At 70.0% G+C, this 13,354-nt stretch carries 13 protein-coding genes; 7 read left to right on the forward strand and 6 right to left on the reverse strand.

The features are described from left to right. Positions 1–73: 73 nt before the first annotated feature. The 3 genes from F8566_RS30900 to F8566_RS30910 are packed head-to-tail and all read left to right on the forward strand — an operon-like array spanning position 74 to position 2,574. A complete protein-coding gene (locus tag F8566_RS30900) occupies positions 74–1,024 on the forward strand; it encodes an ATP-binding cassette domain-containing protein (RefSeq protein WP_151565380.1) in 951 nt (316 codons plus the stop codon). Beyond that, entirely contained in the window at positions 1,021–1,851 is an 831-nt protein-coding gene (locus F8566_RS30905; protein WP_151565381.1) for an ABC transporter permease, read from the forward strand. Before F8566_RS30900 ends, F8566_RS30905 begins: the two co-directional genes overlap by 4 nt. 30 nt (positions 1,852–1,881) lie before the next feature. After that, entirely contained in the window at positions 1,882–2,574 is a 693-nt protein-coding gene (locus F8566_RS30910) for a hypothetical protein (protein ID WP_225993669.1), read from the forward strand. A gap of 27 nt (positions 2,575–2,601) precedes the next feature. Here the strand turns inward: F8566_RS30910 and F8566_RS30915 are convergent, their stop codons facing one another. The 3 genes from F8566_RS30915 to F8566_RS30925 all read right to left on the reverse strand — a co-directional run bounded on the left by F8566_RS30915 (position 2,602) and on the right by F8566_RS30925 (position 4,890). After that, positions 2,602–3,321 carry a zf-HC2 domain-containing protein gene (locus F8566_RS30915; RefSeq protein WP_151565382.1) on the reverse strand — a complete coding sequence of 240 codons (720 nt, stop codon included), beginning with the start codon at positions 3,319–3,321 and terminating at the stop codon, positions 2,602–2,604. Beyond that, positions 3,318–3,914, reverse strand: a complete 597-nt coding sequence (locus tag F8566_RS30920) for a sigma-70 family RNA polymerase sigma factor (RefSeq protein WP_151565383.1) — start codon at positions 3,912–3,914, stop codon at positions 3,318–3,320. The genes F8566_RS30915 and F8566_RS30920 overlap by 4 nt, the downstream gene beginning before the upstream one ends. Before the next feature lie 61 nt (positions 3,915–3,975). Beyond that, a complete protein-coding gene (locus F8566_RS30925) occupies positions 3,976–4,890 on the reverse strand; it encodes a COG4315 family predicted lipoprotein (RefSeq protein ID WP_192809945.1) in 915 nt (304 codons plus the stop codon). 342 nt (positions 4,891–5,232) lie between these two features. On the opposite strand from F8566_RS30925, the gene F8566_RS30930 reads away from it, so the two are divergent. The 4 genes from F8566_RS30930 to F8566_RS30945 all read left to right on the forward strand — a co-directional run bounded on the left by F8566_RS30930 (position 5,233) and on the right by F8566_RS30945 (position 9,293). Beyond that, entirely contained in the window at positions 5,233–5,883 is a 651-nt protein-coding gene (locus tag F8566_RS30930) for a nucleotidyl cyclase domain-containing protein (protein ID WP_151565385.1), read from the forward strand. 81 nt (positions 5,884–5,964) lie between these two features. Next, positions 5,965–6,399 (forward strand): PPOX class F420-dependent oxidoreductase, encoded by a 435-nt coding sequence (locus F8566_RS30935; RefSeq protein WP_151565386.1) that lies wholly within the window; start codon positions 5,965–5,967, stop codon positions 6,397–6,399. Positions 6,400–6,535: 136 nt separating this feature from the next. Continuing rightward, positions 6,536–7,081, forward strand: coding sequence for a DUF2269 family protein (locus F8566_RS30940; RefSeq protein WP_151565387.1), 546 nt, complete (start codon positions 6,536–6,538; stop codon positions 7,079–7,081). Positions 7,082–7,259: 178 nt separating this feature from the next. Beyond that, positions 7,260–9,293 carry a CehA/McbA family metallohydrolase gene (locus F8566_RS30945; protein ID WP_151565388.1) on the forward strand — a complete coding sequence of 678 codons (2,034 nt, stop codon included), beginning with the start codon at positions 7,260–7,262 and terminating at the stop codon, positions 9,291–9,293. Here the strand turns inward: F8566_RS30945 and F8566_RS30950 are convergent. The 3 genes from F8566_RS30950 to F8566_RS30960 all read right to left on the reverse strand — a co-directional run bounded on the left by F8566_RS30950 (position 9,277) and on the right by F8566_RS30960 (position 13,270). Beyond that, on the reverse strand, positions 9,277–9,474 hold the full coding sequence (locus F8566_RS30950; protein WP_151565389.1) for a hypothetical protein: 198 nt from the start codon (positions 9,472–9,474) through the stop codon (positions 9,277–9,279). The two genes, F8566_RS30945 and F8566_RS30950, sit on opposite strands and share 17 nt — an antisense overlap. Before the next feature lie 216 nt (positions 9,475–9,690). Then, entirely contained in the window at positions 9,691–12,123 is a 2,433-nt protein-coding gene (locus F8566_RS30955) for a GMC oxidoreductase (protein ID WP_225993670.1), read from the reverse strand. A gap of 40 nt (positions 12,124–12,163) precedes the next feature. Beyond that, on the reverse strand, positions 12,164–13,270 hold the full coding sequence (locus F8566_RS30960; RefSeq protein ID WP_151565391.1) for an alpha/beta fold hydrolase: 1,107 nt from the start codon (positions 13,268–13,270) through the stop codon (positions 12,164–12,166). Positions 13,271–13,354: the final 84 nt, after the last annotated feature.

The following is a 13,354-nucleotide window of genomic DNA, read 5'->3' on the forward strand; positions in this document are numbered from 1 at the left end:
CATCCTCTCGCAGATGAAACTTTGTACGGCGTACGCTATATTACTTTGTACGACGTACAAAGTTGGAGGAGAGATGGGCTCTGCAGAGTTCGCGGTCGCGGCCGAGGGGCTGCGGAAGAGATACGGCGACACCCAGGCTCTCGACGGGGTCGACATCACCGTGCCGGCCGGGACCGTGCACGGTGTGCTCGGCCCGAACGGCGCGGGCAAGACCACGCTCGTCCGCATCCTGACGACGTTGACCCGGCCGGACGCCGGCCGGGCGCAGGTCGCGGGGCACGACGTCGTCCGGAGCCCGGCGCACGTGCGGTCGCGGATCGGGCTGGTCGGCCAGCACGCCGCGGTGGACGAGGTGCTCGGCGGGCGGCAGAACCTGGTGATGTTCGGGCGGCTCTACCACCTCGACACCCGCACGGCGCGGCGGCGGGCCGACGAGCTGCTCGAACGGTTCAGGCTGACCGACGCCGCGGCCAAGCCCGTCGGCAAGTACTCCGGCGGCATGCGGCGCCGGCTCGACCTGGCGGCGAGCATGATCCTCGCGCCGCCGGTGCTCTTTCTGGACGAGCCCACCACGGGCCTCGACCCGCGCAGCCGGATCGAGGTCTGGGACGCCGTGCGGGCACTGGTCGGAGGCGGCACCACCGTGCTGCTCACCACCCAGTACCTGGAGGAGGCCGATCAGCTGGCCGGTGACATCTCGGTCGTCGACCACGGGCGGATCATCGCGTCCGGCACTCCGGGCGAGCTGAAGTCCCGGCTCGGCGGCGACCGCCTCGACGTCGTCGTCCGCGACCCCGCCGATCTGCCCGCCGCCGCAGAGATCATCGGCCGGGTCGGCGGACGGGGCGCGGACGTGCACGCCGACACACGGCGCATCGACGCGCCCGTCACCGATCGGGTCTCCGCGCTGACGAAGGCCGTCCAGGGGCTGGCCGACGCGGGGATCGCCGTCGAGGACATCGGACTCCGGCGGCCCACGCTCGACGAGGTCTTCCTGCATCTCACCAAGGAGGTATCGGCATGACACTCGCCATTCCCGAACCCCCGAGCGGCATCGCCGGGCGGCTCCGGTGGGCGCTCACCGACGCGTGGACGATCACCCTGCGGGCGTTCGCGCACTGGGCCCGGCGGCTGGACGAACTGCTCATCGGGCTGCTGTTCCCGGTGATGATGGTCCTGATCATGGGCTACCTGTTCGGCGGCCAGATGAAGGTGCCGGGCGGCGGCGACTACCGGGAGTTCATCATGCCCGGCATGTTCGCCATGACGATGGTCTTCGGCGTGGAGGCGACGTTCGCCGCGATCGCGAACGACGCGGCCAAGGGCGTCACGGACCGGTTCCGTTCCATGCCGATGGCGTCGTCGGCGGTGGTCGTCGGCCGCTGCGTGGCCGACATGATCAACTCGATGGTCTCGCTGGTGGTGATGGTGGCCTGCGGGCTCCTCATCGGCTGGCAGTGGCACGAGGGCGTCGGCAACGCGGCAGCGGCGTTCGGGCTGCTGCTCCTCCTGCGCTTCTCCCTGCTCTGGATGGGCGCCTTCCTGGGGCTGGTCGCCAAGGGGCCGGAATCGATCATGGCGGTGCAGATCCTGGTCTGGCCGATCAGCTTCCTGTCGAGCGCGCTGATCGCACCCAGCACGATGCCGGGGTGGCTCGGCGTGATCGCCGAGTGGAACCCGATGTCGGCCACGGCCACCGCGACGCGGGACCTGTTCGGCAATCCGGGCCTGACGAGCACCGGCTCCTGGGCCGGCGAGCACAGCCTCCTGCTGGCGGTGCTCTGGCCGCTGGTGATCATCGCGGTGTTCCTGCCGCTGTCGGTGCGCCGCTACCGCCTCCTGTCCCGCTGAGGCGGCTTACCGGCCAGTATCCTGGGGCGCGTGACTGCCAAGAGCCCCCGGCTGATGTTGCCCGGACTGCGTGAGGTGTACGAGGCGTACGTCCGGGCGGCGGACGAGCTGCCCGCGCTGCCGGGCGCCCTCCAGGCCGAGGTATGGACGTCCGCCCAGCTCGGGGCCCTGGAGGCCGCCGCCCCCGACCTGCGGGGGCGGCGGGCCGCCCTGGCGGACCTGATGATGAGCCTGCGGGCCGCCGGCACCCCCGGGGCCTACGCCTTCCTGCGGGTGCTGGAGGCGATCGGCCCGGTCGAGGGCCGCCGCGCCGCGGGCAAGGCCGCCGACGGGGTGCGCAACCTCGCCGAGCCGGCCTGGCTGAGCGCCCTGGGCAAGGTGACGCCGAGCCAGGTGTGGCTGATCCAGGAGGGGCCGCTCGACGGCGACCGCCTGATCTGCGAGTTCCGGTACGAGGGCGGAGGCGATCTCCATGCCCTGGCCGTCCGCCTGGCGCACGGGGACGTACCGAGTGAGATCGTCGTCGTCGGGGAGGTCCCCGCGCTGATGGCGGCCGCGCGGCAGGCGATGCAGGCCGAGCTCTGCGTCGTCCAGCCGTACGACCCCAAGGCGGTCGGAGGGCGGCTGCGCGCCGCCCTCGACACCCCCGGCGGGCTCCCGCGGGACTGCTATCCCGCGCTGGCGATCGCCCGCCATCGCGCCGCCGCGCTCCCCGGCGGCTGAACCCCGACGCCTTACGCCGGGATCGTCTTACGTCGGGATCGTCAGCAGCGTGCGCTGGCTGCCGATGGTCCGGACCTCGAAGCGGGCGATCTCGTTCGGCTTGAGCGCCGTGCCTCCCTGCGCGGTCAGCGGGGCCGGGGACTTCGGCAGACCGTAGCCCTTGGCCGGGACCGACCAGCCCATCACCGTGTGAGCCTGGCCCTTCCGGTCGATCGCCACCAGCTCGCATTCCAGGGGACCGCGCACCTTGCTGAGCTCCAGGCCGACCTCGCTGCCCCACATCTTGGGCTGCATGGCCACCGTGCCCGAGACACCCGTGCCCGGGTCGTTCGCGGAGACACGATGCCCGTTCTGAAGCAGAGCCTGGACGCCGCCACCGGCCTGAGCCGGAGGTGCCTCCTCGGAACGAGAGATCGTGACGCCCGTGCCGAACGCGCCCGCCAGGAGCACGACACCGGCCGCCGCGCTGAGCATCGTCCGGGAGAACCGGCGGCTTCTGTCCCTGCGCGCACGTCGCTGCAGCAGATCCGACACCACTGAGGGATCGGGCTCCGCAGGGTAGGAGCGGACAGGGTCCTCGATCGGCGCGATGCCGTCGAGAGTGGCGGCCACGCTGCGCAGCACGCCCAGTTCCTCGTGGCACGACATGCAGACGGACAGATGGGCCTCGAACGCGCGCCGGTCGGGCTCCTCCAGGAGACCGAGGGCGTACGCGCCGACGTCGATGTGCTGAGTGTCGGCGGTCATGGCGTGACGCCCCTTTCCTCCAAAGCGACCCGCAGTGCCCGGAGCGCGTAGTAGACCCGTGACTTGACCGTGCCCACGGGGATGCCCAGATGCCGGGCGGCCTCGTTCACCGTGCGATCCCGGAAGAAGGTCTCGTTCAGGATCTCGCGGTGGGCGGGCGACAGGGACAGCAGGGCCTCGGAGACGACCACTGAGCGCAGGAGATCCTCCATCCCGTCAGGGGCCCGCAGGTTCTCCAGCGGGCCTTCCCCGGCCTCCTGGGGCCGGGCGTTCTTGCGACGCTGATCATCGATGACGATGCGCCGGGCCACCGTCGCCAGCCACGGCAGCAGCGAGGCGGCGCCGGAGTCGAGCTGGCCGGCGCTGCGCCAGGCGCGGATCATCGTTTCCTGGACGACGTCCTCGGCCCAGTGGCGGTCGCCGCCGGTGAGCCGGAGCACGAACGAGAGGAGCGGGCGGCCGTACACGCGGTAGAGCTCGGTCACGATCACCTGGTCGTCCACGGTGTCCGGCGGACGCGAGCCGCGGAACCAGCTCCACGGACCGGTGGCGACGTTCGCTGCCGGTGCGGCGGTGGGGGATCGGTGGGCCATCGGGGTCTCCGGCTGGTGGGGGGTTACGGGGGATGCTCAGTGGGGCGATGGGACGCCGGGCTCAGCTGCCCGGCGGTGATCCGCCTCCAGTTCCGCCTCCGGCCACGCTTCCGCCTCCGTTCCCCACCCCGTTGCCGGTTCCGTTTCCGTCTACGGTGCCGTTGCCGGTCCCGTTCCCAGTGCCGGTCCCGTTCCCAGTGCCGGTCCCGTTCCCAGTGCCGGTCCCGGTCCCGGTTCCGTTGCCGGTCCCGGTTCCGTTGCCGGTCCCAGCGCCGGTCCCGGTGCCATTACCGGCTCCGTTGCCGGTTCCGGTCCCGGCTCCGTTGCCGGTTCCGTTGCCAGTGCCGTTGCCGGTCCCTGTTCCAGTGCCGTTGCCGGCTCCGGCGCCGCCTCCGTACGTGCCGCCGTTCGCGTTTCCGGCACCAGGCTCCGCCGGTCCGCCGGCGGACGCCTGGGTCTTGGTCCCGTTGGGCTTGCTCACCCACCAGACGCCGCCCTGCCCCTGGCCACGGGCCTCACCCGGCGCGGTGTCCATGGCGTACAGGTACATCGGCCAGCCGCCGACGGTGAGCTGCAGGCTCCCGTCCGGGCGGCGGATCTGACCGACAATGGCCGGGTTCACGCCTGTGATCTTCATGCCGGGGACGAAGCGCGCCGGCGGCCAGGTCTGCGCGCACGCGCCGATGCAGTTCGAGCGCGGCGGGTTGGCGCTGTCCTGGTCGTACCGGTAGAGCGTGCGGCCGCCGCCGTTCATGATGATGCGTCCCAGCTGAAGATGGGTCATCGCGCGCAGGCTGCGCTCTGTCGTCGCCGCCTGGGGCACCGCACCGATCGGCGCGTTGTTCGTCGGCACGCGCCGGGAAGAGATGCCATCCGAGGTAGAAGCGCCGAAGCCAAAGGTCCCGCCGCATCCGGCGAGGGTCAGACTCGCCGCCGTCGCGCCGCCCGCCAGGGCGACCCGTCGCCGCACCTCCATGGTGCTCCTTCGTGTGAACCAGGTGTCTCGTCGGGAAGCAGTACGAAGGCGTGCCGCAGTGGGGTTCAACGTTCGGCGAGGTTGTTGAAACAGGGGCAACAAACCGCCCATACGCCCCTACTTCGCCATCGCCGCCCTAACTGGTTTGTCATATGTCCCTTACTTATGGGTCCATAGAACGTGTGCGAACCGTCCAAGACGCGTCTCGGCGGCATCACAGGACACGGAGGAGGGAGCGTCCACTCGCCGGCAGTGGTTCTCCGCCAACGGCAACACTCACTCCCCAGTGGAGCGAATGAGGGCAGCAGGCCCGATTTGCTCGGAGGACCGGAAGGCGATGGAGTGAACAGCAACGGGCACCTGGTCTACCGGCTGCTGCTGGCGGTGGACATCCAGGCGTACAGCAAGCGGGACACCCGCGAGCAGCTGCTCGCGCAGCAGCACCTGTCCGACGCGCTCGACAGCGCCGCCGCGGGGGTGGGCCTCGACCGCACCCGGTGGGACAAACAGGTCGGCGGGGACGGCGAGCTGGCCACGCTCCCCGAGGGCGTCGATCCCGCCCCGGTGGCCGGTGACTTCGTGATCCGGCTGGCCGCCGCGCTGCACGAGATCAACCACGACGGGGAGACGGGGGCGCCGCTGCGCGTCCGGCTCTCGCTGCACCACGGCACGCTGACCTCGGGGCCCTTCGGCCCGGCGGGCGACGCGCCGATCGTCGTGCAGCGGCTCCTGGACGCCGGGCCGCTGCGCAAGCTCCTGGTGGACGAGCCCGGCCGCGACCTGGCCTACGTCGTCTCCGACTCGCTCTACGAGGACGTCGTGCAGACCGGGTTCTGCGCCCTGCCGCCCGCGGGATTCCAGGCGATCAAGGTCAAGGCCAAGGGCGCCGCGTTCCGCGGCCACATGTTCACTGGGCAGGTCGCGGGCGAAGGAGGGCCCGGCGCGCGCGTCTACGACTTCCCCGCCCTCGTTCCACACCAGCAGCACGCCTGATCAGGGAAGCAGGAGGGGTCCCCGTAGGTTGACTCCAGACAGAGGACTCCAGACAGAGACGGCCAACGTGAGGCGGTTCGGATGGCGGACGACGCGGCACTCAGGAAGCTGTTGAACGATCGGAACCTGGGCGTGCTGGTCACGCTCAAGAAGGACGGGCGGCCCCAGCTGTCCAACGTCAACTATCACTACGACGAGGCGAAGGACCTGATCCGGATCTCGATCACCGCCGGCCGGGCCAAGACGCGCAACCTGCGCCGCGACCCGCGCGCCAGCCTGCACGTCACCACCCCGGACGGCTGGGCGTACGCCGTCGCCGAGGGCACCGCCGAGTTGTCCGAGGTCGCACGGGACCCGCAGGACGCCGCCGTCGAGGAGCTCATCGAGGTCTACCGCGACGTCCGGGGCGAGGAGCACCCCGACTGGGACGACTACCGCCGCGCGATGGTCGCCGACCAGCGCGTCGTCGCCCGGTTGCACGTCGAGCGCCTCTACGGCCACGCCCCCGCCTCCTGACGCGCGTGCTCTCCGACGTGCCGGGGGTACGCCGGGGAGAGTAGGGGAGTGACCTGCCGCTACTTCGCCTGAAGCAGCGGCGATGCCTCCGGCCGGGCGATGCCGTGCACGATGCCCTACCGGCACCTTCGTCGGTATGACGACCACGACGCGCACACAGACCTCTGCCAAGTCCCCGGCCCGCGGCAAGAACGCCGGGCGGTGGCGTATGTCGCCTCGTGTCCGGAAGGCGAACCTGCTTCTGCATCTGATCGTTTCGATCACCTGGCTGGGGCTGGACATCGGGCTGCTCGCGCTGACGATCACCGGGCTGGCCACCGATGACCCTCAGACGCTCCGTGCCGCCTACATCTCCATGCGGTTGTTCGGCGACCTGCTGCTGATCCCGGCGGGGCTGCTGACGCTCGTGACGGGCGTCGTCCTGGCGCTGGGCACGCATTGGGGCCTCACCCGGTATTACTGGGTGCTCGTCAAGGTCGTGCTGACGCTGACCGCGCTCACTCTCACGATCTTCGCGCTCCGGCCGGGGCTGCACGAGGCGGCCGAGGCCGCCATCGCCACGCCGCTCGACGACACCGGCCCGGACATGCTCTACCCGCCGATCGTGTCGCTGACGATGTACGTGACCATGGCGTTCCTGTCGGTCTTCAAGCCCTGGTCGCGGACCCCATGGGCCCGGTGACTCCGCGGACGGCACAGAGTCCACGGACGGCGCAGAGCAGGCGGCGCCGGATCTTAGACGCGGAAGAAGGATCCCTCCACCGGGTATCACAGAGCGACTCCCGCCGGTCGCCGGTGCGTTCCCCTCCGGGCCGTTCCGTGTCACGCTGACCGCGTTCTCGACGAACGGGAGACACGGCATGTGCGATGACCCGACGCTGCCGCCCGAGGTTAAGCGGGCGCTGGAGGACTACCGGGAACTGCTCGCCCGACACGGGCCGACCTGGGGCGAGGACCCCATCGCCTACGTCAGGCAGATCGACGTGGACGCGTTCATGCTGGACGAGAGCCTGTTCTGGCTGACCTGCATACAGCGTGTCTCCGAGCTCCACCCCGGCGCGACCGAGGAGGAACTCTACGCCCGCATCGCCGACCTGGACGTCCAGCGGATCATCCGCGACATCCTCGGCGGCCAGGTGCTCGACAACCTGGCGGCTCTGCGCGTCACTCCCGAGGGCACACGCCTGGACGCCCGCGCGCAGGCGGTGCTGGACGGCGGCCCGGTCCGCACGCACCTGCTCATCGACTCCTCGCGGGCGGAGGCGGTGACCGTGCGCGTGGATGACCACTCGTACGAGATCGAACCCGGCGGCGCGCGGGTGGTCCCGGTGACCAGCGGCAGCGCGGTCTCCGTCGACGGCGCGGCCGTGGTGCTCGACGCGCTCAGCCGTTCCGCCACCCCGGCCAGGCTCCGGCTTCGCGCGGGGTTCCCGTGCCGCTGGACGGTCGTCGGGGAGAACGGCCAGGGCTGGTATCCGGAAGGCGCCGAGCCCAACCGGGACGCCGACCGCATGCCCTACTTCCACGGCGACGACCTGACCGTGGACGTCCCGGCCGAGCCGCTGACCGTGCGCGTCACACGCGGCATGGAGTACGAGACCGTGGAACGGGCCGTCACGCCGGATGCCGCCGCTGGGGAGACCCTTGTCGAGCTCACCCCGCGCCGGCTCTACAACGCCGCCTCGCGCGGGTGGTACGGCGGCGACCTGCACGTTCACATGAACTGGACAGGTGACACGGTCGGCACCCCCGCCCAGGCCGCCGCCCTCCAGCACGGCGAGGACCTGCACGTCCTCAACCTCGTCGCGGGCAACGTCGCCTCCGAGCGCGTCTACGACCGCGAGGCGCTGGAACACTGGGCGGGCCGCGACCTGCCGTGGTCGGACGCCACCCATGTGGCCAGGATGGGCGTCGAATACCGGAACGACCTGCTCGGGCACCTCTACGCCTTCGGTGTTCCGGTACCGCCCGAGCGCTACCACACCGGCTTCCTCGGCACCGTCGACTGGCCGCCCAACAGCGTCGCCTGCCAGGAGCTCCGGGGACGCGGCGCCATCATGGGCTACAGCCATCCGTTCCACGTCCCGATCAGGGATGACGACCCGCCGCCGGCCGCCCTGACCGCCGGGCGCAACTGCTCGGCCCGCGAGGCCGTCGCCGACGCCGCGCTCGGCCTCATCGACAGCGTCGACGTGCTCAACCACTCCTCGATCCAGGGGACCGCGGTCGTCTACCGGCATCTGATCGGCGCCGGCAACACCCTCGCCGTCACGGCGGGCACCGACGCGATGTTCTCGTTCAACCGCCGCGGCAACCAGTCGAGCCCGCCCGGCTGGGAACGTGTCTACGCCCGCGTCGACGGGCCCCTGACCGCCGAGTCGTTCGCGGAGGCCGTCCGGCGCGGCCGCACGTTCGCCACCACCGGCCCCTTCGTGGAGTTCGACGTGGCCGGGCACGGGCCGGGGGACACCCTCGACCTCGAACTGGGCACGCGCGTCACGATCACCGTGCGGACGATCGGCCCGGAGGTCACCGGCATCCAGCTGCGCACAGCCGAGGGCGTCCTGGCCGAGGGGCCGCCGCCCGAGCTCACGGCCGAGCTCGTCGTGGACGTGCCCACGTACGTCGTCGCGGTCGTCACCGGCCCCCGCAACCCGCGTTCGTACCACCACTCCGGCTCGTACGCGCACACCAGCCCGGTCTACCTCGACGTCGGCGGCGCCCATGTCGCCCATGAGCGCGACGTCCGCTGGTGCCTGGACTACCTGGACGCCCTCGAAGAGAGGATCCGCTCGTACGGCCGCCTGGACACCAAGGCACAGCTGGCCGACCATGTCGAGCTGCTCGACGCCGCCCGCGCCGTCTACCGGTCGCGGCTCACGCCGCCGGACTGACCAGCCGGTGCGCCGGGCACGCGGTATCGCACCGTCCGGCGTGCCCGGTCAGCCACCGGGTGAACGCGACCAGCATGAGCCAGAGGCCGACGCGCACCAGCGGGCCCGTGCCCGGGATCAACCGGTCGAACGTGGCCTGCCAGCGGATGAGGGTCATCGACCCCGTACGGCGTCTCGTCACCCTCGCGTTCCTGCCTGGCTCGGGTCGGGAAGTGCCCCCACCCGCCCCAGGCCTCGGGCACGACCAGGTGCTTGAAGATCTCCTCCGGCGTCACGGCCGTGGTGGCGGTGGCTTCGATTTCGTACGGCATCAGATCTCCGAAAGCAGGTCTCCAAAAAAGGGTGCAGGACAAGGGCACCCCGCAGTTCCCTTGTCCTGCACGTTCGTGGGGCCCCGTCAGGTGAGGTCGGGGCCGTAGACCTCCCAGAGCTCGCCGGCGAAGAACCGGCCGAACCTGATCAGCGAACCCGGGCCGCCGGGGCCCGAGGTCCGGAACGTGGTGAGCTGGCGGGCGAAGTCGGCGAGCTGGATGTGCAGCACGCCCGCCCCCACGATCACGGCGTCGGCGTCCCCCTCCTCGTCGACGTGGCCCTCCAGCACCCTGACGTACAGGGTGGAGGTGTCGGGCCAGATCCGCGTGGGCGGTCCGTGCAGCACGTTCTTCTCCCCGGCGAGGGTGCGGGGCCGGCCCTGCCCGTCGGTGAAGTACAGGCGGTACTTCATCAGACGGCGGTCCTCCGCGCCCGCGGACGCGAAGAGGTTGAACCAGCCCCGCTGGACAGGACGCCGGCCCCCGCAGCCAGCGGCGTCGATCCATCCTTCGGCCCGGGCGGTGTGCTCGGGCTCGGCCAGGAAACGGGCCACGTCGTCGGCGGTGATGGTGAGGCGGAACGACATGCGCTCCCGGCCCTCGCCCAGCTCGCCGGTCCGCGGCTCGGTCGCCCCGAAGGTGATGAACCCCTTCATCTCCTCGGTGAACGACAACGACGTACGGTCGGACTCGGTCGCGGCGGACCCCCGTGTCCGCGCGACCTCCCCCGAATCCGACCCGTACGCCGAGTCGTTCGCCACCCCGTCTGGCGAGCCGGTCCCCGCAACCGGCTCGGCCCCCGTATCGGGATGCCTGTTCTCCGCGTGCCTCTCGTCCGTGTGCCGCAATTCCGCAGACGCCTCCTCGAGAAGGCGCGTGCTCATGCGGTCGGACATGGCCGCGATGGTCAACGAGGGATTCGGGCCCACCGGTCCTGGCATCGCCGCCCCGTCGGCGATATAGAGGCCGGGGAACCCGAACACCTCGCCAAAGGCGTCACAGACGCCTTGGTCTGGAGTGGCGCCCATCGGTGCGCCACCGAGCGGGTGCGCGGTGATGACCCGCTTGCGGAACCACATGGGATTGTCGGCATAGTCCGCGCCGAGCACGTCGGCGATGCTCTGCATCGTCTTGCGCAGCCGCTCGAAGTGCACCTCGCTGGTCTCCGTGGTCCACCTGGCGTTCAGTCTGCCGTCCTTGAGCTCCAGGACACCGTCGGCGGTGTCGCGGCCCATGCCGAGCAGCGGCAACGAACTGATCGACAATGCCCCGTCGCCGAACAGCTCCGACAGTTCCTTGGACAGGTTGGTGTCCGGGGCCCATGAGAACCACTCGAGCACGCGACCCATCATGAACTTGAGCGCGCGTTCGAACGGGCCGTCGAAGGAATGGACCATCCAGTTCACGAACTCGGGATAGCCACCGTCCTGAATGTAGGCACCGCGCCCGGCCCCCGGGAAGCCGTCCCGCTCGTCCGGCAGCCGGATCGCGCTGGTGATCACCGGTCCCCGGCTGGCGTCCAGCTCCCGGACCCTGTTGCGATCCTTCGCCTTGAGGAGGAATGTCAGCAGGTCGCCGTTGCCGCAGAAGCGGGTGCCGAGCGCGTCGCTGATGCCCGGCAGGTTCTTCTTCGACCTCAGGAGGAGCAGAGTCGTGCCGTACGTGCCGGCGGCGAGGACGAGCCGATTGCAGCCGATCGTCTTGATCCTCCGCTTGCGCAGCCGGTCGTGGATGTCGTGGTGGAGGTAGTCGACCTCGTAACCGCCGCCGTCCCGGGGGCGGATCGCCTTCACCTCGTGGGCGGTTCGAAGATCAGCACCGTGGTGCTCGGCCGCCGACAGGTAGTTGTGGTCGAGGCTGTTCTTGGCGCCGTCGTTGCAGCCGATGTCGCACTCGCCGCAGAGTCGGCAGGTCCGGCGCTGTCCGAGGCCGTGGAGGTTGCCATAACCGGCGTCCACGATCGGCAGGCTGAGTCCCGGCGCGGCGCCCGGTTCGGGTGCGAAGCTCACCGCCAGCGGCGGCAGGGTGCAGTGCAGTCCCAGTTCGGCCGCCGCATCGTGCATCGCATGGGCCTTGGGAGTGTTGTCAAAGGGAGCACGATGCAACGGGTAGGGAGAGTTTTGCAGCATCTCCTCGACTGCGTCATAGTGCGGTTCGAGGTCGTCACGTGTGATCGGCCACGGCTCGCACTCCCCGTCCGGGGTCTCCGGCTCGTTGACGAACCATCGTTCGTCCTTACGGAGCATCACGTTCGCATAGATCAGCGATCCGCCTCCAAGCCCGCTGGACACGATGGAGTCGCACCCCTTGAAACTCCACACGTCGAACATCCCGAACAGGCCCGCGTCGGGGTCCCAGAACGCCCGTCCCATCTCGGCGGGGGAACGGGGGAAGCTTCCCGGCGGAAACGGCTGGCCGCGCTCCATCAGCACGACCGAGTGCCCGGCTTCGGCCAGCCGGTACGCGGCGACCGATCCGCCGAATCCCGAGCCGACGACGAGGGTGTCGACCTGCTCCACGCTTCGCTCCTGCTCCGTCATCGTTGGGGTGGGCCCGCGCTCAGCCGCTGTGGCGCTTGAAGAAGTCGACGATCTGGGGGTAGACGTCGATGTGGGCGTTCTTGCCGAGGATCGGATCGATGTGGCCGTAGCCGGGGAAGATCTCCAGCTCGTGCCGGCCGGGCACGAGCTTCTCCAGCCGCTCGTGGCAGACGATGTTGGAGTCGGTGAAGATCTTGTTCTGATCGCCTGTGGTGAAGAGGATCGGAGTGGTGATCTCGGTCGCCCGGGCGAAGAAGTCGGTGGGGAGCATGTCGAGCCGCTTGTCGCGCCGGTCGTAACGCACCGCCTGACCGGCGTCCACCATCTTGCGGATGTGCCGGTAGTAGTGGACGGTCGATGCGCCGTTGATGTCGGCGAGCCGGTCGTGGACGTGCGTCTCCTCGGCGAGGTTCTCGTGCATGAAGAATCCGGGCCGGCCCGACGCCCACATGAAGCTCTGCATGTGGCAGGCGGGCTCGCCGCACTCGGGATGGAAGAGCGAGATCGCACGGGCGAACAGCCAGCGAGCGCTCAGCGTGGGAGCCTCGCTGAACCGCGGGTCGATGTAGGGCACGCCGAGGACGTAGTCGGCAAAGGCCGGTCCCACCTTCATCTTGATCTTTGACCAGGTGGGCACCCGCGGCGTGAGCGAGACGCTGTTGAGGACCACGCTGCCGATCCCGTCATCATCGATCACGCCGCCGAACAGGCTCATGCTGAACGACAGCGCGCCCAGGCAGTGCGCGAACACGTGGATCCGCCTGTCGCCGACATGCCGGCGGAGCTCGGCGAGCGCGGCCGGGTAGTCGAAGGCCGCGATGTCGTCGAGGGAGTAGCGCCGGCCTCCGATGTTGTAGGGGAAGTGGTTGCTCATCCGGAAGTCGAGCGCCCAGACGTCACCGAAGCCGTTGTCCAGCAGGTGGCTCACCATGTTGCGGATCTCGGGCATGATGAACAGCCCGCTGGAGGAGGTGAGGCCGTGGAGGAGGAGTACGACGTCGTCGCTGTCCGCACGGTGGAAACGCGACAGAGTCAGGCGCAGATCGTCCTCGGTCACGAACGGATGCACAGAGACCTCTGTCTCTGTGACTCCTTCGAGCGAGAACCGCGCGATGCGGCGTGCCATGTTCCGTCCTCCTGCTTGCCGTGGATCCAAAGATGTCACCTGTAGGACGATGTGGGGCATCGTGGAAAACCCGTACTCAGTCAC

Origin of the sequence: Actinomadura rudentiformis (assembly GCF_008923185.1) — a bacterium.
Classification (GTDB): Bacteria; Actinomycetota; Actinomycetes; order Streptosporangiales; family Streptosporangiaceae; genus Spirillospora; species Spirillospora rudentiformis.